At 42.6% G+C, this 18,614-nt stretch carries 19 protein-coding genes and 1 pseudogene; 13 read left to right on the top strand and 7 right to left on the bottom strand.

Annotated features, from left to right (window positions below):
• Nucleotides 1–22: 22 nt before the first annotated feature.
• Together clpP and ABXS78_RS10965 are read right to left on the bottom strand one after the other, a co-directional pair.
• Nucleotides 23–604: an ATP-dependent Clp endopeptidase proteolytic subunit ClpP gene (gene clpP / locus ABXS78_RS10970; protein ID WP_366247261.1), complete on the bottom strand. Its 582-nt coding sequence runs from the start codon at nucleotides 602–604 to the stop codon at nucleotides 23–25.
• Nucleotides 605–686: 82 nt separating this feature from the next.
• Entirely contained in the window at nucleotides 687–1,325 is a 639-nt protein-coding gene (locus ABXS78_RS10965; protein ID WP_366247260.1) for a sigma factor-like helix-turn-helix DNA-binding protein, read from the bottom strand.
• Nucleotides 1,326–1,554: 229 nt separating this feature from the next.
• Here ABXS78_RS10965 and ABXS78_RS10960 point away from each other — a divergent pair, with 229 nt between their 5' ends.
• The 4 genes from ABXS78_RS10960 to ABXS78_RS10945 are packed head-to-tail and all read left to right on the top strand — an operon-like array spanning nucleotide 1,555 to nucleotide 5,302.
• On the top strand, nucleotides 1,555–2,820 hold the full coding sequence (locus ABXS78_RS10960; protein ID WP_366247259.1) for an MFS transporter: 1,266 nt from the start codon (nucleotides 1,555–1,557) through the stop codon (nucleotides 2,818–2,820).
• A gap of 14 nt (nucleotides 2,821–2,834) precedes the next feature.
• Complete coding sequence (gene liaF / locus ABXS78_RS10955; RefSeq protein WP_366247258.1) at nucleotides 2,835–3,611, top strand: cell wall-active antibiotics response protein LiaF; 777 nt, start codon at nucleotides 2,835–2,837, stop codon at nucleotides 3,609–3,611.
• 10 nt (nucleotides 3,612–3,621) lie between these two features.
• Nucleotides 3,622–4,662 (top strand): sensor histidine kinase, encoded by a 1,041-nt coding sequence (locus ABXS78_RS10950; protein ID WP_366247257.1) that lies wholly within the window; start codon nucleotides 3,622–3,624, stop codon nucleotides 4,660–4,662.
• A 13-nt stretch (nucleotides 4,663–4,675) separates the two neighbouring features.
• The gene (locus tag ABXS78_RS10945) at nucleotides 4,676–5,302 is read left to right on the top strand and encodes a response regulator transcription factor (RefSeq protein WP_366247256.1); all 627 of its coding nucleotides are present in this window, start codon (nucleotides 4,676–4,678) and stop codon (nucleotides 5,300–5,302) included.
• 116 nt (nucleotides 5,303–5,418) lie between these two features.
• Here the strand turns inward: ABXS78_RS10945 and ABXS78_RS10940 are convergent, their stop codons facing one another.
• The 5 genes and pseudogenes from ABXS78_RS10940 to ABXS78_RS10920 all read right to left on the bottom strand — a co-directional run bounded on the left by ABXS78_RS10940 (nucleotide 5,419) and on the right by ABXS78_RS10920 (nucleotide 9,171).
• Nucleotides 5,419–5,688, bottom strand: coding sequence for a phospholipase (locus tag ABXS78_RS10940; RefSeq protein ID WP_366247255.1), 270 nt, complete (start codon nucleotides 5,686–5,688; stop codon nucleotides 5,419–5,421).
• Nucleotides 5,689–6,008: 320 nt separating this feature from the next.
• Entirely contained in the window at nucleotides 6,009–6,800 is a 792-nt protein-coding gene (locus ABXS78_RS10935) for an ABC transporter ATP-binding protein (protein WP_366247254.1), read from the bottom strand.
• A 118-nt stretch (nucleotides 6,801–6,918) separates the two neighbouring features.
• Nucleotides 6,919–7,224 (bottom strand): annotated as a pseudogene (locus ABXS78_RS10930) (2'-5' RNA ligase family protein); the annotation flags it as partial.
• Nucleotides 7,225–7,432: 208 nt separating this feature from the next.
• A complete protein-coding gene (locus tag ABXS78_RS10925; RefSeq protein WP_366247253.1) occupies nucleotides 7,433–8,281 on the bottom strand; it encodes an ATP-grasp domain-containing protein in 849 nt (282 codons plus the stop codon).
• On the bottom strand, nucleotides 8,278–9,171 hold the full coding sequence (locus ABXS78_RS10920) for a RimK family alpha-L-glutamate ligase (protein WP_366247252.1): 894 nt from the start codon (nucleotides 9,169–9,171) through the stop codon (nucleotides 8,278–8,280). The genes ABXS78_RS10925 and ABXS78_RS10920 overlap by 4 nt, the downstream gene beginning before the upstream one ends.
• Before the next feature lie 112 nt (nucleotides 9,172–9,283).
• On the opposite strand from ABXS78_RS10920, the gene ABXS78_RS10915 reads away from it, so the two are divergent.
• The 9 genes from ABXS78_RS10915 (at nucleotide 9,284) to mreD (ending at nucleotide 18,614) form a co-directional block, all read left to right on the top strand.
• Complete coding sequence (locus ABXS78_RS10915) at nucleotides 9,284–10,519, top strand: folylpolyglutamate synthase/dihydrofolate synthase family protein (protein ID WP_366247251.1); 1,236 nt, start codon at nucleotides 9,284–9,286, stop codon at nucleotides 10,517–10,519.
• A 50-nt stretch (nucleotides 10,520–10,569) separates the two neighbouring features.
• Nucleotides 10,570–12,309: a sensor domain-containing diguanylate cyclase gene (locus ABXS78_RS10910; protein ID WP_366247250.1), complete on the top strand. Its 1,740-nt coding sequence runs from the start codon at nucleotides 10,570–10,572 to the stop codon at nucleotides 12,307–12,309.
• 106 nt (nucleotides 12,310–12,415) lie between these two features.
• On the top strand, nucleotides 12,416–12,943 hold the full coding sequence (locus ABXS78_RS10905; protein ID WP_366247249.1) for a YceI family protein: 528 nt from the start codon (nucleotides 12,416–12,418) through the stop codon (nucleotides 12,941–12,943).
• Between the two features lie 281 nt (nucleotides 12,944–13,224).
• A complete protein-coding gene (locus ABXS78_RS10900; RefSeq protein WP_366247248.1) occupies nucleotides 13,225–13,995 on the top strand; it encodes a prepilin peptidase in 771 nt (256 codons plus the stop codon).
• A 216-nt stretch (nucleotides 13,996–14,211) separates the two neighbouring features.
• Nucleotides 14,212–15,039, top strand: a complete 828-nt coding sequence (locus ABXS78_RS10895) for an SPOR domain-containing protein (RefSeq protein ID WP_366247247.1) — start codon at nucleotides 14,212–14,214, stop codon at nucleotides 15,037–15,039.
• A gap of 165 nt (nucleotides 15,040–15,204) precedes the next feature.
• Nucleotides 15,205–15,879: a DNA repair protein RadC gene (gene radC, locus ABXS78_RS10890; protein ID WP_095218269.1), complete on the top strand. Its 675-nt coding sequence runs from the start codon at nucleotides 15,205–15,207 to the stop codon at nucleotides 15,877–15,879.
• A gap of 246 nt (nucleotides 15,880–16,125) precedes the next feature.
• Nucleotides 16,126–17,166, top strand: coding sequence for a rod shape-determining protein (locus ABXS78_RS10885; RefSeq protein WP_366247246.1), 1,041 nt, complete (start codon nucleotides 16,126–16,128; stop codon nucleotides 17,164–17,166).
• A 12-nt stretch (nucleotides 17,167–17,178) separates the two neighbouring features.
• A complete protein-coding gene (gene mreC / locus ABXS78_RS10880; protein WP_366247245.1) occupies nucleotides 17,179–18,075 on the top strand; it encodes a rod shape-determining protein MreC in 897 nt (298 codons plus the stop codon).
• A complete protein-coding gene (gene mreD, locus ABXS78_RS10875) occupies nucleotides 18,075–18,614 on the top strand; it encodes a rod shape-determining protein MreD (RefSeq protein ID WP_366247244.1) in 540 nt (179 codons plus the stop codon). The genes mreC and mreD overlap by 1 nt, the downstream gene beginning before the upstream one ends.

Here is an 18,614-nt window from a genome sequence, read left to right as displayed (position 1 = left end):
AAGCCTTCTTTCCCATTGATCTTTACTTCCTCAGTAGCACCTGGTCAATGATACCATAATCCTTCGCTTCCTTTGCACTCATAAAATAATCCCTGTCGGTATCGGCAGCTACCTTCTCAATCGGCTGGCCGGTAAAATCTGCAATCATCTGGTTGATATGCTGTCTTTGTTTGATTATCCTCTTGGCAGTGATTTCAATATCAGCTGCTTGACCTCTGGCTCCACCAAGCGGCTGATGAATCATGATCTCACTATTTGGCAGTGCATATCTTTTCCCAGGAGTGCCTGCAAGCAGCAGCATTGCACCAAAAGAAGCAGCCATGCCTGTGCAAATCGTTTGCACATCCGGTTTGATAAACTGCATTGTATCCAGTATAGAAAAACCTGCGGATATCGAACCACCAGGACTGTTGATGTACAGTGAAATGTCTTTCTCAGGATCATCTGCAGCTAAGAATAACAGCTGTGCCACAATAGCATTTGCCATACTATCATTAATTTCCTCACTGGCCATAATGATCCGATCCTTTAACAGTCTGGAATAAATATCATAGGATCGTTCTCCCATATTCGATTGCTCCACTACATAAGGTATTGCTGTCATTGCTTACACTCTCCTTTCGTTCTTCATAATTAGAACGAATCCAGAATGACATACGATACGGGCAAAAAAAATAACTGCAACCTCAGGCTGCAGCCATGTATGGATTCGTATTTGTTTGAAGGTAGGGCTTGGAGATATGAAACAACCTAGGAAGAATTCGAATAATATCTGCTGGATCACCTTTGTTGAGAGACAATTCTACCAGCTCAAAAAACTCTTCCTGTTTTACATTATCCCACGAGCTCTGGACGAGGGGATGCATCGTCTCCGCTTGAATATTCATGCGTCCTCGATGCAGGAGCGCTTTTACAGCTGATTCTTTTAGTTCAAGCAGATCTGCAATTTCGGCAGATTGAAAATGAAAAGCTTCCTTTAAAACAAACACAATCAACTGCTTTGGAGTGAGCTTTCGCAATTGTTCCATTTGCTGTTCATTGTCCTGTCTTACAGCTGGCGTTTCATCCTGAATTTCAGGCACAAGCTCTTCTTTCTTTTGTTTACGTATTCTGTCTATCCAGGCGTGATAAGCAATCTTTTTCAATAGACTGACCGGGGGCGGAAAAGTTTCTTCAGGATAGTTCGTCAGCGTCTTTAAGACTGCCTCTTGCGTTATTTCTTCGCTATCCCATTTATTCTTCGTTAGATACAAACAGTAATGCGTTAACTTCTCCATAGTTTCCTCTATCTGTGATTGACGATCTATTTGTTTGGGCTGCGCCATATATTCACCCCTTTTATTGCTAATACGTTTTTAACTTCTATAAAGATATGGGTATTCATTTATTTTACTATAAAAGATTTCTTACAAGCGGCAACACTTCGATATGCAATAGAATCTGTCAGAAAAGGGACTCCGTCTTAAGGCGGATACAAGTCCATTCCCCAGGATGTTTTCTTGTTATTTCCAGTCGTTTATACTTAAGGTAACAAATGGAAAGAAGGTTGGGAGAATGGTAGAAGAAGCAACAGTAAGCAAATGGCAGCTGTTTCGGAATCGCAATTTTAGACTCGTTTTTATCAGTATGTTATTTTCTGCTCCAGGTTATTATGTGTACTTAATGGGAGCGGAGTGGCTGATGCTGTCCATCACGGAAAATCGCTTTTATTTTGGAATGCTCTTTTTTGCAGCCTCGGTTCCTCGGCTATTATTCATTGTTATTGGCGGTATAACTGCCGATCGTTTTTCAAAGAAGATAATCCTGCTGCTATCGGACGGCTCCAGGGCAGTGTTGGTAGGTATTGTCATCGGACTGTTGCTGACAGATGTACTGCAGCCTTGGCACTTACTTGTACTCTCCGCGCTTTTCGGTGTTTCGGATGCTTTTTCTTACCCGGCGGCAGGATCGTTATTGCCGGAAGTACTTAAACCGGAAAACTTGCAGCAAGGGAATGCCATGGTACAGATGACGAATATGATCAGTCCTATTCTGGGCCCGGCAATTGGTGGAAGTCTCATTGTGTTAGGTGGCTTTTCAGCAGTATTCACTCTTGCTGTTGTCATGTTATGTGCAGCCACGTTATCTATATCCTTGCTGCGAATCTCTTCTAAGGACGAGGCAACTGCAGAAGAAAGAAAATCCCCATTAGAAAACGTAAAAGCAGGTTTTCACTATGTTAAACATAATCCACTGATCCGTACAATTATGACAGTAAGTTTCTTTATCAATTTTTTCCTGACAGGTCCTGTCTCTTTATCTGTAGCTTTGCTGGCAAAGGACGTTTTCCAGACAAATGCGCTAGGTCTGACAATTTTGGAAGGTGCATTGGGAATTGGATCTCTTACTGCTGCTCTTAGTCTTGTATTATTGAAAAATCTTAAAAGTCCAGGTCATACAGTGATATTCAGCTTGATCATCATGAGTGCATTTTTCATCCTATACGGTTCTGCGCTTCATTTCTGGTCTTCGGCTGCAGCTATATTCGTTATTGGTGTATGTCTGCAATTTACCAATATCCCGATTTCAACTATGCTGCAGCAAACAACCGATCGGCGGATGATCGGCAGGGTAATGAGCATTATGGCACTTGCTTCGACTGGCTTGATACCAGTGTCTTATATGGTTACATCAGCACTGCTTGGAATGGGAATTAGTATTCAAGTTCTTTGTATAACCGGAGGAATACTCGTGATGATTACTGGAATTTTATGTCTGCGAAATAAACAACTTACTGCATTTAACAGTTATAATAAGGTAGAACAACAAGAAACGGTATAAGCAGGTGGGTTATTATGAAACGTTTATGGAGCAATCTTTTTGCTATCGCAATAATAGTGATCGGTCTGGTGCTAATTTTATCTAACATTGGTGCAATTGACTGGAATTACAGCCAAAGCTGGCATTATCTATACCCTGTATTCATCCTGTTATTAGGGCTGAAATTATTGATTGATTTCTTAAGGGGCGAAGGTGGATTCTGGTTTGGTATATTCTGCATACTGTTTGGCGGACTGCTGATCCTTGATCGGTTTGAAGTACTTACATTTGAATTTAATGATATTTTCAAGCTTTGGCCGCTTCTTATCATTTACTTTGGATTCAGTCTGCTTCGCTCAGGCAAGAAGGGGAAGAGGCGTCAAGCTGGAGTGAATATGGAATGGGAAACTGGAAGTCAAAAGAAGAAGGGCAAAAGAGCTTATAAAAACTATCATAATTATGCAGTGGGAGAGCACCGGTTTGATAGTGAGGGCTGGACAGTTGAACCTACCCAGGTGAAGAATGCGGTAGGCGAGTATTATGTGGACTTTACAAAAGCCTTTATACCGAACGACGAAATACCATTTCATCTTAAAGGCTGGGCCGGGGAAGTACGGATCATTCTCCCCGATAATGTGGAATTCCGCTTGGAAGCTTTGATTAAGGCTGGAGAGATAAATGTTTTTGGAGAACTTTCAGAAGGCATAAATCGACGAACGTATTACGAAACCCCCGGATATGCAGATGCAACCCGCAAGCTGGATATTTTTATCGATTATAAGGCTGGACAAATAAGAGTGGACCGGATATGAGGTGGCAGTGATGCTGAAAAAACTTAATAGTATTCGATACTCGTATATCAAAACAAACATACGCACAATGTTCCTGAATGCAATTCTGCTTCTTGGCGTCCTGCTGTCTATGTACGTTTTGCTGGAGCCGATGTGGCTTAGTGTACAAGCAATCTTTACATTTTTGCTCCTATATATCATGTTTCATTTCCTTACATCCATATTTGTTGGATTTCAAGACAGCAAAGAAATAAAGGATCGAATGGATTATATATCTTTGTTTATTACAATGGTTGCCAATGGAAATTATCAGGCGAAGATTGTAGACAACAGCAACGATGAAATTGCTCGGATAGGTAAGGATTTAAATGAATTGACAGATAAGATGCATACGCAGGTCAAATCACTTCAGCGTTTGGCTGATGAAAAGGCAGAGCTTGCCGAGGGTGCACATCGAGCAGCTGCAATGGAAGAGCGCCAGCGCCTTGCAAGGGATTTACATGATGCGGTCAGCCAGCAATTATTTGCGCTTACGATGATGTCAAAAGCAGGCATGAAGCTATTTGATAAAAATTCGGAAGCTGCCAGGGACAAATTCGCAGAAGTTTCACAAATTGCGCAGCAGGCTCAGACAGAAATGCGTGCATTGCTTTTGCATTTGCGACCTGTTCATCTTTCTGGTGACTCTTTAAGCAGCGGAGTGAGGAAGCTGATCGATGAGTTGAAACAACGTACCCAACTTGTTTTTCATATACATATTGAAGATACGATGCAGTTGTCGAAATCGGTGGAAGAGCATCTGTTTCGTATCATTCAGGAAGCTTTGTCGAATACACTGCGTCATGCTGAAGCGAGTGAAGTGACGGTCGAGTTGCTGACAAGAGGAATGGATGTGGCAGTTACTATCCAGGACAATGGAAAAGGCTTCGATACAGCAGCTATGCAGCAGCGTAAAACATCGCTTGGGTTAAGGACCATGCAAGAACGCTGCGAAGAATTAGGAGGAACATTTATGCTGCGGGCGAGCGTAGGTGTTGGTACACAAATAGGTCTCCGAATACCAACTAAGTGAAGGAGTAGGCAGGATGATAAATATAGCAGTCATAGATGATCATGATATCGTAAGAAAAGGACTGATAGCGTACTTAGAAACAGAAGATGGTTTCAATATCATTGGCCAAGCGAGCAGCGGCCGGGAAGGCATCCACTTGGTTCTAACGGAGAAGCCAGATGTCGTACTTATGGATTTGATCATGGAAGATGGTACAGGGATAGAGGCCACTAAAGAAATAATGGCAGCGGGATCTGCTGCTAAAATTATCATTCTCACTAGCTTCTATGATGATGAACAGGTGTTTCCAGCCTTGGAGGCAGGTGCATTCAGTTATATGTTGAAAACTTCAACAGCTGAACAAATTGCTGAAGCCATCAGGAAAGCAGCCATGGGTGAAACGGTAATGGAAGCAGCTGTTGCAGCGAAAGTAATGAACAGCTTTCGCCAAAAAAAACAGCTCCTGCATGATCAATTGACCGAAAGAGAATTCGAAGTATTATGCTGTATCGGCCAAGGAATGACGAACCAGGAAATTGCAGATAAGCTTTACATAGGCATCAAAACAGTTAAAACACATGTGAGTAATACGCTGGCAAAACTGCAAGTGAATGATCGCACGCAGGCAGCGGTGTATGTGCATCAGAATAAATTGCTTTAGCATGCTGATACGTTTGGGTTTACCTCATAGAAACTATACTTTTGTGCCAATGGAAAAGAATGCTATATGCAGCATTCTTTTTTCTAATATGCTTCTGACTTCTTTTCAAATAGATGTTACTTTCTATATCTCCTACACGTTATAGCTGTTTGAAGTTTCATATAGTTATAGATAGTTTGTGCATGTCGTCCTTCTTGTGTACGAGAATTGATTAAAGGACGAAGCCGTTTCAAAAACATCTGGTCGCATTCACATCGATTACCATGTTTTCGATAGCATATATCATGCTGTTTACATGCAGCATCTACCCTATTTACGGGAGCGCCAGGGCCGCTGCAGCCGGGACCGCACCAGTTATATCCCGGGAAAATACAGAAACGTGGCATTATTATTCCTCCTTATAAGAAACTCTACAGTCCAACCTATTCATAATGCATATAAAATGTATATGCGATTATCATTTTAAGATAAAAAAGGGGTAGCTCTTTGTTGGAAGAGAAGGCAATAGAGGAGTATTAGGTAAATGCAAATATATTTTTGGGTGTGGTTAGTGTTATTACTCAACTGCAATTACATGCATAAAAAAAACCGCTTATCAGCAGCTTTTTTACTAGTCGAATATTTAGTCATTGAAGTATCTTAAGGGACTAATCCAAGATTACCGGATATAGCAAGAGCATATTTTCACTCTAATGATTAGCCAACTCTACTTATTTGCCATATACGCCCTAGAAAGTACTGGACGGCTCTGGTCCCACATTACGTTGACTGGAATCCCGAAGAAATCTGAAAGCCGTTCATTGGAAATCATGTTAGATGTACATCCAGAGGCAAATACTTTCCCGTCCTTAAGCAGAAGTGTTTGATCAAATATAGGCAATATCTCTTCAATATGATGCGTTACATAGATAATAGTAGGTGCATCAGGTTTCTTACTGATTCTTTCAATGGATTCCAATAATGACTCACGTGCTAAAAAGTCCAATCCGTTGGCGGGTTCATCTAATATGAGCAGAGGCGGATCGGCCATTAAGGCTCTGGCAATTAAAACACGCTGTTTTTCTCCAAGTGAAAGTGTTTCGTATCGTCTATTTGCATAAGCGAAACAGCCCAGATCATGCAGCAGCTGTGCGGCTCTTGTTCTCATTTCATCTGTAGGTGTTTCATAGAGTCCGATGGATGCAAAAGCACCGCTAAGTACAACTTCAAAAGCATTATAACTAGAGTCGAATTTTTGCTGAAGAGAAGAGGAAACAAAGCCAATTTGTATCCGCAGTTTTTCGGCAAGATAAGTCTTTCCAAATTCCATCCCCAGAACACGCATATTCCCGGTAGTGGGGAAGGTGTAGGCATTCAGTAAACTCAACAGAGATGTTTTGCCAGAGCCATTCAGACCTAATAATACCCAATTTTGCCCCCTTTCCACCTTCCAGTTCAAATCTTTTAAAATCCAGTTACCGCCTCTTTTAAGAGAAACATCCTTCAATTCAACTATCACTTCTATTACCTCCTGCAGGCTGTTATCTATTAGGCTAATTAAATCAGATCAAACAATCATTTTCAAAACATTAAGACAATTGAGTGTATGAGGGACTGCTTTACTAGCAAGCAGCTTCCTATAATGAAAAGATCTGTAATTCAATTACTTCTCGTTCAGTAATTTGTATAATTGCTAATTTGGTCAAGGTTCCTGAAAAAGGATACATCCTCTGCTGTGCCAGCTGCTGAACAGCTGACTGTTGATCTGGGTTAAGATGGTTGGCAATTGTCATATGCGGAATCCAATTTTCCAGTGTGTAAAGAGAAGGTACAGCTTGCAAGTTACAGATTTCCCGGTGTAACTCTGTTAATGCGCTGCTCGGATCGGGAAGCAGCAGAAACGAATCACTTCTCATAAAGCTGCCAAATAGTCTAAAACGTAAGGTAAGGGCTTCGTAGAAATTCGTAACCGCTCAATCTTTTGTGACAAACCTGGGCTAAGTTCAGTGAAGGATGAGAAGGTAAGGTGGGGGCAGTGTCCCTTACGCCGAAAAGGATAATCAGTGATTTCTTTTTCACGCAATTCTTCCCACAACTTCACTATGTTATTTTCGGTTAAGCCGTCAAAATAACCTATTATCGCATACAACGTCATCCCTCCATACGCTGCTGTATATATTCCAAATAAAGTCGGACGATATTCAGATCGCTTACTGCACTTAATGTTCTGCTTCCGACAACATCCTCAATCTCATTGAACAATAAGCCACCATTTTCATCGAATAGAAAATCGATGCCGACAAAGCCAAAGTCGTAATGATCGACAATGCGTTGGACAAGCTTTTGCTCTGATGTATTCAATGTATAAAGAGAAGCGCTTCCTCCCAGAGTATAGTTTGCTCGGAAATCCTGCTTACTGCTGCGGAGTACAGCAGCTATGATTTCCTTTCCGATCACAAAAACACGTACATCTTTTCCTGGTCTTGGTGCTAACTGCTGCATGAGGACAGACTGAACTGTATATTGCAGCTGTAAATCGTTATACTGTGCTTCATTTTCAACTAAATGAACTTCTTTTCCGCCACGGCCACTGGCTGTTTTCCATACAAAAGGAAAGTCTAGCGGCGGCTGAGGTAGAGGGGCATTAGTCTGAAAGTGCATGTCCACCATCGGGATATCCAGTTTTGCAAGTTCGAGATGAGTTTTAATTTTGTCGTTAGTAAGAGCTGCAATCTCGTTATTATTAAAGCAGGCAATACCCGCTTGCTCCAGCTGTGCGGTCAACAACGGATCGATAGTCCGCACGATACTGAAGTCTGGGGGCTCCTGTGTTTCTTTTGTATGTACAACTACTTGTCCATTTTGGAGTACCACATGAATGTCGTCTGTGTAGATGACCTGTAAATCTATGTTCAGCAAATCACTTTCCTCAAGGAACCAATCAATAAAAGTCGAATTACGTTCTGCATTCACTCGATCGTATATCAGCCAACCTCTCATGAAAGCACCTCTTTAATGTAAGAGATGATTGATTCCGTTACATCTACACCTGTACAGTCGTAGATAGAACGAATATGCGCATTGGAATTCACTTCACATACAAGCGGTTCTCCTCCGGGACCAAATAGCAAATCTACCCCGGCGAAATCAGTTCCAACGGCTGTGGCAGCTGCAATAGCAAGCTCGGACTCTTTTTCTGTTGGTGTATACTGCTGCATACTGCCTCCGCGTGAAACATTGGCTCTAAAATCCGTCTCCGATGTACGAATCATGGAAGCGACAATCTTGCCGCCGACGATATTGATTCGTATATCTCTGCCGTGGCTTGTTTGGATATATTCCTGTAAGACGAATGGGTTAGTGCCAATTTCGGTGATTTTCTGATGTAATGCCTCTTTATTATGAATCAGATATACTTGTTCTCCGAAGGACCCGAAAGCTTCCTTAACGACCATTGGAAAGCCAAGTTCCTTCATTGCAGGTTCAAAAGAATCCAATTGTATTGGCATTGTACCAGGGAAAATTTTCGGTGCGATAATCGTTTTTGGTATTCTAATGCTTGCTTCAGCTAATGCTTGATACATAAGGATCTTATTGTCACATACGGCGATCGATTTGCTGGAATTATATAGTGGAATTCCCATTGCTTCAAGCTGCTGAGCAAGCGGAATATCCTTGTCGCTGAAAACGACAAAGTCCGGCAGCTGCTGTTCTTCCTTAAGCAGGCTGTTGTCTGCTCCAACCATACCTAGCAACGCATTATTTTTAATGATTTTCATGTCAATATTCTGGGCATTGGCAGCGCGCTGTATCCATTCCGCAAAATCGAGAAACTTCTTACCGCCAAGATGGCCGTTATAAATGACCCAGCCAAGTTTCGGTGTAGCCATAACTGTAGTTCCTTTCTTTAGGTGATGCCCAACAAATGAAGAAATTATTTCTATAGTGGCAGCACAAACTAGTTTGATATAATAGTCAATTATACATGGAAGGAGATGCTTTATGTTTGCAAACCTAGCACAAGCGGAAGCTTTTTTAGCCAGCCGCAGACATCTTGGCATCAAACCGGGACTGCATCGGGTGCAGCAGCTGCTGCAGGCATCAGGCAATCCCGAACGTCGAATGAAAAGTATACATATAGCTGGAACGAATGGCAAAGGATCGACGTCGACTTATCTAGCCCAAGCACTTACATATAACGGATATAAAGCAGGCAGTTTCATTTCCCCAACCCCTGGCGGATTCCTGGAGAGCATTCAAGTAGATGGCCAATGGATAAGTGAGAAGGAGTTCATCGCGGAATGTAATGCACTACTTTCTACTATAGAAGAGATGGACCAGCAGGACAATCATCCGAGTGAATTCGAAATTCACGTATGTATCGCTTTTTCCTACCTTGCAAAGCATGCTGATATTAGTGTGATAGAAGCAGGTATGGGCGGACGTGGTGACGCGACGAATGTGCTGCGTCAGCCTTTACTCAGCATTATTACCAATGTCGGCCTGGACCATCAACGTTTCCTTGGGGATACGATTGAAAAGATTGCTGAGGAAAAGGCAGGTATTATCAAAGTGGGAGCTCCAATCGTCAGTGCAGTAACACAAGTTGAGGCAAGAGCAGTTATAGAGAACCAGGCGAATAGAGCAGGTGTAAAGATTACTTGGATAGACGCCAAGGATGCTGATCGGCTTCATATAGATCCACAGATGAAAGGCGCTCATCAACGAGTGAATGCTGCGCTTGCGACCGAGGCATGTCGTTTGCTGCAGGAGAAGGGAATCTCGCTAGATTCGGGTAAAGTGAAGGAAGCTATAAGCCAGGTGCAGCTTCCAGGTAGATTTGAACGTGTGGAAAACGCACCTACAATCATCCTGGACGGAGCTCACAATGCAGAAGGTATGACTGCTTTCATTGAAACGGTTAGGGAAAATTACCCGAATGAGAAAATAGAAGTCATGTTCAGTGCTTTTCAGGACAAGCCGTTTGCACAAATGATACAGCAGCTTCAAGAAATTACACCTAACATTGCTTTGACTACTTTCGATCATCCACGTGCAGCAAATTTGGAGACTTTGTCAGAAGCATTTCCGGCAGTGGAAGTTGTTGCCGATTGGCAGGAGTGGGTAAAGCAGATTTATGGAGACTACCAAACAGACACAATCTATTTTGTCACAGGTTCCCTGCATTTTATATACCAAGTCAGAAACTATATTGTTCAAATTAGAAAAATGTGGTAGTTTAAATTATCTGAATATTTTTGTGCGGGTAATAGGAAGGAAGAAGCTAGATGGTTAATAGCAGCAAGAAACGATGGATCTGGGTAGCTTGGGCTATCATTTGGCCGGCTTCCCTTTTTCTAATCTATCGACAGACAAATTTGGATGATTTGAACTGGCTTGATTTAGGAGCATTCACCGCATTGGCGATTATTGTGGCGCTTTTTCCGATCATGATAAACCAAATTCCAGTCTTTTTCCTCAACGGTATTACGCTTGTCATTTATTTGAATTTTGGTTTGTTCTTGGAACTGATCATTACCTCCATCAGTGTCACAATTGTGCTGCTGCAAGTGCGTATGACTAAACAAGACCTATTTCGCATACCACTGAATTACCTAATGTTCTTCCTTATGAGTGTATCTGCTGCGGGAGTATATCGTTTATTCGACCTCCCGGGAGACGCTGCTCAAGCATTGGAAACACCATTGCATATCATTGGCATTCTTGCATACTCCATGACACTGTTCATGATGAACCATATCCTGATAACGCTGACAAGAAGATATATCTACGGAAAGAGAGATAAGTTTTTTGAACGCAGTTTTTTCTGGGAGTTCATGACGACTATCTACATCCTGCCGGCTGCATTGCTTCTGCACGTTCTTTATCATCAGATTGGTGGAGTCGCGGTTGTCTTTATTGGTTTTTCAATTGTGAGTACATCCTATATATTGCGTCTCTATTACAGAAGCAGCAGTATGAATGAACATCTTCGTAATGTCAGTGAAGTGGGGCACGAATTAACGGCCCAACTAAATGTGAAAGAGACATTGGATCTGTTTATGGAACGGATAGTATCGCTCGTTCCGGCTGATCAAGCCTATCTGTATGATGTAACAGATGGCGAGGAGCTGAAATTAATCCGATTGTATGATCCGAAAAAGCGCTCCTTCTACAACCAAGGTGATTGGAAGAAAAAAGGCGAAGGAATAGCTGGTTTCGTATGGAAAAAAGGCACCGGTGTCCGCTATGGGAAACGAAAACAATGGGCTGACAAATGGAAAGTTACAGCACCAATCGATAGCGAAAGTCTTATGTGTTTGCCGATAGAACGTGATAATGAAATAATAGGTATCCTTGTTCTTTTGTCTGAACAACGGAACATCTATGAGAAGTATCAATTCATGCTGATTGAGCTGCTGGCGAATTTCATGGCTGTAAGCCTGCTCAATGCACAGCATTATGAACAAACAAAGCAGATCAGTGAACGATGTGCATTAACCGGTTTATATAACTACCGTTACTTTGATGATGCACTCAAGGAGCTATTTCAGGAGGGTGCGCCTGAAAGTCCTGTATCGTTGATCATGATGGATTTGGATCATTTCAAACAAGTGAATGATACGTATGGACATGAAGCTGGAAATGACATTCTTCGAGAGGTTGCTGACAGATTAGAAAAAGCTGTGGAAGGGGAAGCAGTGCTGGCACGGTATGGCGGAGAAGAATTTGCAGTCATTTTACCAGGAAGCAGTTCCGCTCAAGCAGCTGAGGTAGCAGATACACTATGGCGCAGTATTACTGCCCAGCCTTTCCAAACAAAAAATACATTAGATTCTGGTCAGACAGTTTCACTGAATATGACAGTCAGTGTTGGTGTAGCATCTTATCCGGAGAATAGTGAAGATGACTTGGAATTGGTCAGGCATGCAGATCGCGCGATGTACGTCGGTGCCAAACAAAAAGGGCGGAATCGAGTAAGCATCTACCATGAACTGAATCAAAAGCCTGAAAACATTCCTTCGTAAAAGGAATGTTTTTTTATAAAGTAATGCTTGACGTAACGAAGTGATTAATATATAGTTACTTACGTAAAGTAACTTAATAAAGGAATACCACTGAGGAGGAACAAACATGGCAGTTTTGAAATTGGATAAAGCACACAGCAGCATCTCATTTACGGTGAAACATATGATGGTTTCCAAAGCAAAGGGGAAATTCGAAGACTTCGACGTACAATTCAGCGGAGACTTGAATGATATGGATAACTCATCCGTTACAGCAACAATCCAAGCAGCTACAATCAACACAGGCAACGCGGACCGCGACGGCCACCTGCAATCCGGAGACTTCTTCGACGCAGCGAACTATCCTGCCATGACTTTCAAAAGCAAATCCGTGAAGAAATTATCCGATGATGAATTCGAAATCACTGGAGACTTCACAATTAAAGACGTAACGAACGAAGAAACATTCAAAGTAGAATATAACGGCACTTCCAAAAACCCAATGGACGGCAGCACAATCGCCGGCTTCGAAGTGGAAGGAAAAATCAACCGTGAAGCATACGGACTGACTTACAACGCAGCACTTGAAACCGGCGGCGTATTGATCGGTAAAGATGTGAAGTTCACTGCTGATTTTGAGTTTGTAGTGGAGTAAGAAGGATATAGGAAAGACCTATCCCTGGGGGATAGGTCTTTTCTATTTGATAAGAATGCAAGCGATTTACTGATGTAGGGATTTATGTTCTCTGTTACTAAGATTGGCTCTACGTAAGTTGTGTAATTAATGTAAAATTTGAGCTTAATCTAAAAACCTTTAAATAGAGTTTGGTACAATTTATTGGAAGTTATATGCGAGCAGTCTAATAAATTATTAAAGGAGGCACAGAAATGCTTAGAAAGTGATTTATCATGTAATCTCTGTAAAGGAGTGGATCCATGTCAGTTTTTTTCTTGATTTATTTCGTTGTTCTAGGAGCTTTGTTCGGGTCATTCTACAATGTTGTGGGTATGAGAATACTTGAGGAGAGAATGTTTAAGGCAGAACGTTCAATTTGTCCGGACTGTAAGCAGCAAATTAAACCATATGATCTGATACCTATCATTTCCTTTCTTATATTACATGGTAAATGTCGAAACTGTAAACAGAATATTTCACTTATCTATCCTTTGAATGAGCTTGCAACCGGTCTGCTTTTTGGTTATAGCTTTTATTTGTTCGGTATAGGATGGGATCTCGGTTTGGCTCTTCTATTGGTATCAATCGGTGCAATTTTATTTGTGACGGATATGCGATTTCTACTCATTCCAAATAAAGTCCTTCTATTTTTCCTCCCTCTATTCATCATTCTTCGATTTATTACTCCATTGGATCCATGGTGGGACTCCATAATCGGATCATTCTTTGCGTTTATCCTACTTTTCCTTGTCATTCTATTAAGCCGTGGTGGTATGGGTGGTGGAGACTTAAAATTATTTGTACTGCTAGGCTATATACTTGGCTGGAAAGGCATTCTGCTTACCTTTGTATTTGCATCAATATTAGGTGCCATAATTAGTATTTTCCTTCTTTATATAAATGTTATAAAGAGGAACCAATTAATTCCTTTTGGTCCATATATTTTAGCTGCAGCACTATTTTCATATTTTCACGGTGAAACATTTGTGTGTTGGTATAGTCAATTAATCTTTACATCACTTTGTGAATAAAATAGAACAAATCGACGTGACAAATGCTTCGGAAAACAGCTATATTGCAACGATATCTTTACGGGTATTTTATAATCCTGCATCTTAATTCGTAGAAAAGCGTGTTTGATAGGTTCATCCTGTCGAACACTCTTTTTTTGTCTCGACAGCATTTCTCTTACTTCTATTACTAGCTGTGCTAGAGTTGAGCCAATCAATCATAAAAGAGGTGCCAGGATGGAAGAGAAAAAGGGGTTTTCCGTCAAGATTGGCGGTAAGAAGCCGAAGAAACAACAGCAGCAGTCAAAAGAAGAGATGATCGGTGAGGGAAGCTACACACTTTATGACGAAGAAGCGGCGGCAACGGTCGAAAAGGATGTTCCTGTATTGGATCAGCTGAATAAGAAGAAATCAGAGAAAAATGCAGTATCTTTGTCTCCTTTTGCGAAGAAGCTGGCTGCAGCTGCACTTGGTGCTGCGCTCATAGGAGTTGTGTTAGGATTCCTGCTGCTACGTTATACAGCAGGTATTGAATCGGAGACAAGCGGTGTGGCGGCCCCGATCGCGACAAAGGAAGCCGCTGCTAACGCGGGAGCGTTTGGTGATCTGACAGCTTACGTTGTGCAGGGCGGCGTCTATAATCAAGAAGATATCGGGCAGGATGTTGTACAAAAATATGCTGATGCAGGGATCCCGGCAGTATTATGGGAAAAGAACGGCCAGTTCTTCTTGTTGACAGGTATGGCAGGTTCGCAGGAAGAAGCTGACACACTTGGCTCCCAGCTGCAGGCGCAAGGATATGAAAGCTATGTGAAGCAATGGGACCCTGGAGTCGAGGCTGCCAGCAGTGCTTGGCTGGACGAGCTGGCTGTTTTGCTTGCAGCAGGGGATAACCAGGATGCGGCTCTTTGGAAAGCATGGCAGGAGAAAATCCCTGCAGAAGCGAAGAGTGTCAAAGCAGTATCTGATGAAGCAGTCAGCGCTATGGAGCAAGGGACATTTACAGCTAGTATGCTGCTGCCGGTATGGCATGAAGCTGCCACTCTAGCAGCTGAAGGTCAATGAACTTGATTTTCTTGATCTAATTACTTCATTATCCTATAGAGAAACTTATTAAAATTTCTATTTAGCCATTTGAATAGTGCGCCGTCTTCCGATAAGCTTCTCGTAACCTGTCAGCCACACAGGAATCCGAGTCAGAAGGAAGGCGGTTTTTTGCTGCATACTGAAATGGCGATAAAATCGGTACCAAAGGAGGATCGTCCACGGGAAAGGCTGCTGGAGCTAGGACCTGCGCATTTGTCCAATGCAGAATTATTCGCCATCCTATTAGGAAGCGGAACCAAGGACGAGTCTGTCACATTGCTTGCGCAGCGGCTTTTGATGCATTTTGAAGGTTTGCAGCTCCTGCGTGATGCGACCATTGAGGAGCTGACAGCTATTAAAGGAATTGGTACTGCAAAAGGAGTGCTTATTTTGGCTGCAATCGAACTTGGGCAAAGGCTGTATCGATACAAGCCGGCAGAACGTTACACGATCCGAAGCCCAAAGGACGGGGCAGATTATGTAATGGAAGAAATGCGCAATCTAAGCCAGGAGCATTTTGTCGTCTTATTTCTCAATACGAAGAATCATATCATCCATCGTCAGACGATCTTCATTGGCAGCCTCAACGCCTCCATCGTCCATCCCCGCGAGATATTCCGCGAAGCTGTCCGTCGTTCTGCTGCCAGCATTATATGTGCTCATAATCATCCCTCTGGTGATCCTTCCCCCTCACAGGAGGATATCCATGTGACAAAGCGATTGCTGGAGTGTGGGAAGATGATCGGGATCGAGCTTTTGGATCATCTTGTCATTGGTGACCGAAAGTTTATTTCATTGAAGGAAAAAGGATACTTGTAATTACTATCTATTTTTTTGGTTTTCTCGTATAATTGGAACTAGCTTTGTAGAGAAGCGCCTAGCATGGTACACCTTACTAGCTGGCGCTTCTTCTGATGGTATGCTTTATTACCTTGCAACGATGTCTATTGGATTTAATATCTGATATGATAAAGTACAACATAATGAGACAATATATGAAAAGTATGCACTGCTGAGTAACAGCTTTGCTGAAACACGAACGGACTCGGAAAAGGAGAATTAATTGTGGCGAAATTCAGTTTTTCACAAGACCTGGGCATCGACTTGGGCACAGCAAATACATTGGTTTTTGTAAAAGGAAAAGGCGTAGTCGTCCGTGAGCCTTCTGTCGTGGCGACAAATGTAGAAACAGGCCAGGTAGAGGCAGTTGGCGGCGACGCTCGTAATATGATTGGCAGAACACCAGGAAATATCCGTGTCATCCGTCCGATGAAGGATGGCGTCATCGCGGATTACGATACAACAGCGACAATGATGAAGTATTACATCAAACAGGCACAGCGTAATCGCTCTTCATTCGCAAAGAAGCCTAACGTAATGGTTTGTGTGCCATCAGGTATCACAATGGTTGAGGAACGCGCGGTTATCGACGCAACAAAACAAGCAGGTGCAAAGGATGCTTTCCCAATTGCTGAGCCTTTCGCTGCTGCAATCGGTGCTGGTCTTCCTGTATGGGAACCGACTGGAAGTATGATCGTTGATATCGGCGGCGGTACGACAGAAGTCGCAATCATCAGCTTAGGTGGTATTGTTACAAGCCAATCGATCCGTACAGCCGGAGACGATATGGATGAAGCAATCATCCATTACATCCGCAAAACGTACAACTTGATGATCGGGGAACGTTCTGCAGAGCAATTGAAGATGGATCTTGGTCATGCTGGTGTACCGGAGGCAGATGAAGAAACAGAAATTCGCGGACGCGATTTGCTGACTGGTCTTCCGAAAACAATCAGTGTGAGCGCGAAGGAAATCTCAGGAGCTTTAGCCGACACAGTCAGTGCGATTGTGGATGCTGTGAAACTTACACTTGAAAAAACACCGCCTGAATTGGCTGCTGATATTATGGATCGCGGTATTGTTCTTTCTGGTGGCGGCGCATTGCTTCGCAACTTGGACAGCGTTATCAGCGAAGAAACTAAAATGCCGGTGTTCGTTGCGGAAAATCCGCTTGACAGTGTAGCAATCGGTACAGGTAAATCACTTGAATTCATCGAGCATTTCCGTTCGCATCCACATGTGTTTTCCAAAGCTACTAAAAATTAAGTTGGGTGAATTATGAATTTCTTTAAGAAAAAAAGGATGTTCTTATTCCTGATTGCGATCATCATCCTAGTCGGATTGATTGGTTTTTCAACCAGGGATCGGAGCAGCCAGACATTACCAGAACAAATAATCAGTGATACCGTAGGGTTTGTGCAGAATATCTTCTCCAAACCTGCACAGTTCACCTCTACGGTAGTGACGAATATTAAAAATCTTAAGAACACCTACGAAGAAAATCAGGTGCTTAAATCGAAAGTAGACGATTACAAAGGCTTGCAATTCCGCTATCAGGAATTGGAAAAGCAGTACGACGACCTGAAAGCAACCAATGATTCTTTCAATCAGTACACATCGATGGATTACGATCCCATTCCAGCTGATGTCATCGTACGCAGTCCAGAAGGCTGGTTTGACCAGCTGACGATTGATAAGGGATCTGACGATGGCATCGAGACGAACATGGCTGTCATGACAGCCAGTGGCATGATTGGAAAAATCGAGGACGTCAGCCGCAGTACTTCTTCCGTACAATTGTTGAGTGGGTTCAACGAGACTAACCGTATTTCTGCTCAGATATCTGGTGGAGAGAACGAAGACGGTGAAAAACAGGATACAATCTTCGGCTTGATCGAAGGCTATGATGAGAAAGATGGTATGTTGCTGTTTACAGGTGTGAAACCTGAACTGGAAGTGAAGAAAGGTTCTACAGTTCTATCCTCTGGCCTGGGTGGTGTATTCCCGAAAGGACTTCCGATTGGGGAAGTTGATTCTGTTGAATTGGACCAATATGGTTTGTCTCAAACTGTCCATGTCAAACCAACAGCTGACTTGTATGACATTGAAAAGGTGATTGTGGTAGATGCTGCATCTGAAGACGCCTCGTCAAGTAACGGAGATGAGGGTCTGTGATGAAAAAGCTATACTTGCCCCTGATTATGCTTTTGATCGTTTGTTTTGAAGGAGTTGCCACCGCCATGCTGCCAGAGCAGTTCATTGGCGGTGACACTTGGCTGATTCCACATTGGAGTCTTTTGTTCCTTGTACTGATCGCGATGCTTTATGACTTGGATAATTCGTATTACAGTCTGTTATATGCACTTATTTTCGGGCTTCTGAAGGATATTGTCTATACAGATATGCTTGGTGTTTATATGTTCACATATGGATTCAGCATCTACTTGATCCTGGAACTGCGCAGAGTGCTGCATGGGAATATCCTTGTAGCTGCAGTGCTGGGGATGCTGTCGATTGTTTTCGCCGATATAATCGGCTATTTTATCTATCATTTAATTGGCATCACGCCGCTGGGATTCGGTACATATTTATTGCACCGCCTCTTGCCGACGCTTGGCGCCAACCTTATCATGCTTGTAATCTTGTATCTGATTTTCCACAAGCCTCTGCAGAAATGGTCCGATTCGCAGCTTAGAAGAACGACTAGCTTATAG

Source organism: Terribacillus aidingensis, assembly GCF_040703035.1.
In the GTDB taxonomy this organism is placed as follows: domain Bacteria; phylum Bacillota; class Bacilli; order Bacillales; family Amphibacillaceae; genus Terribacillus.
This window is presented reverse-complemented; position numbering and strand designations above follow the sequence as displayed.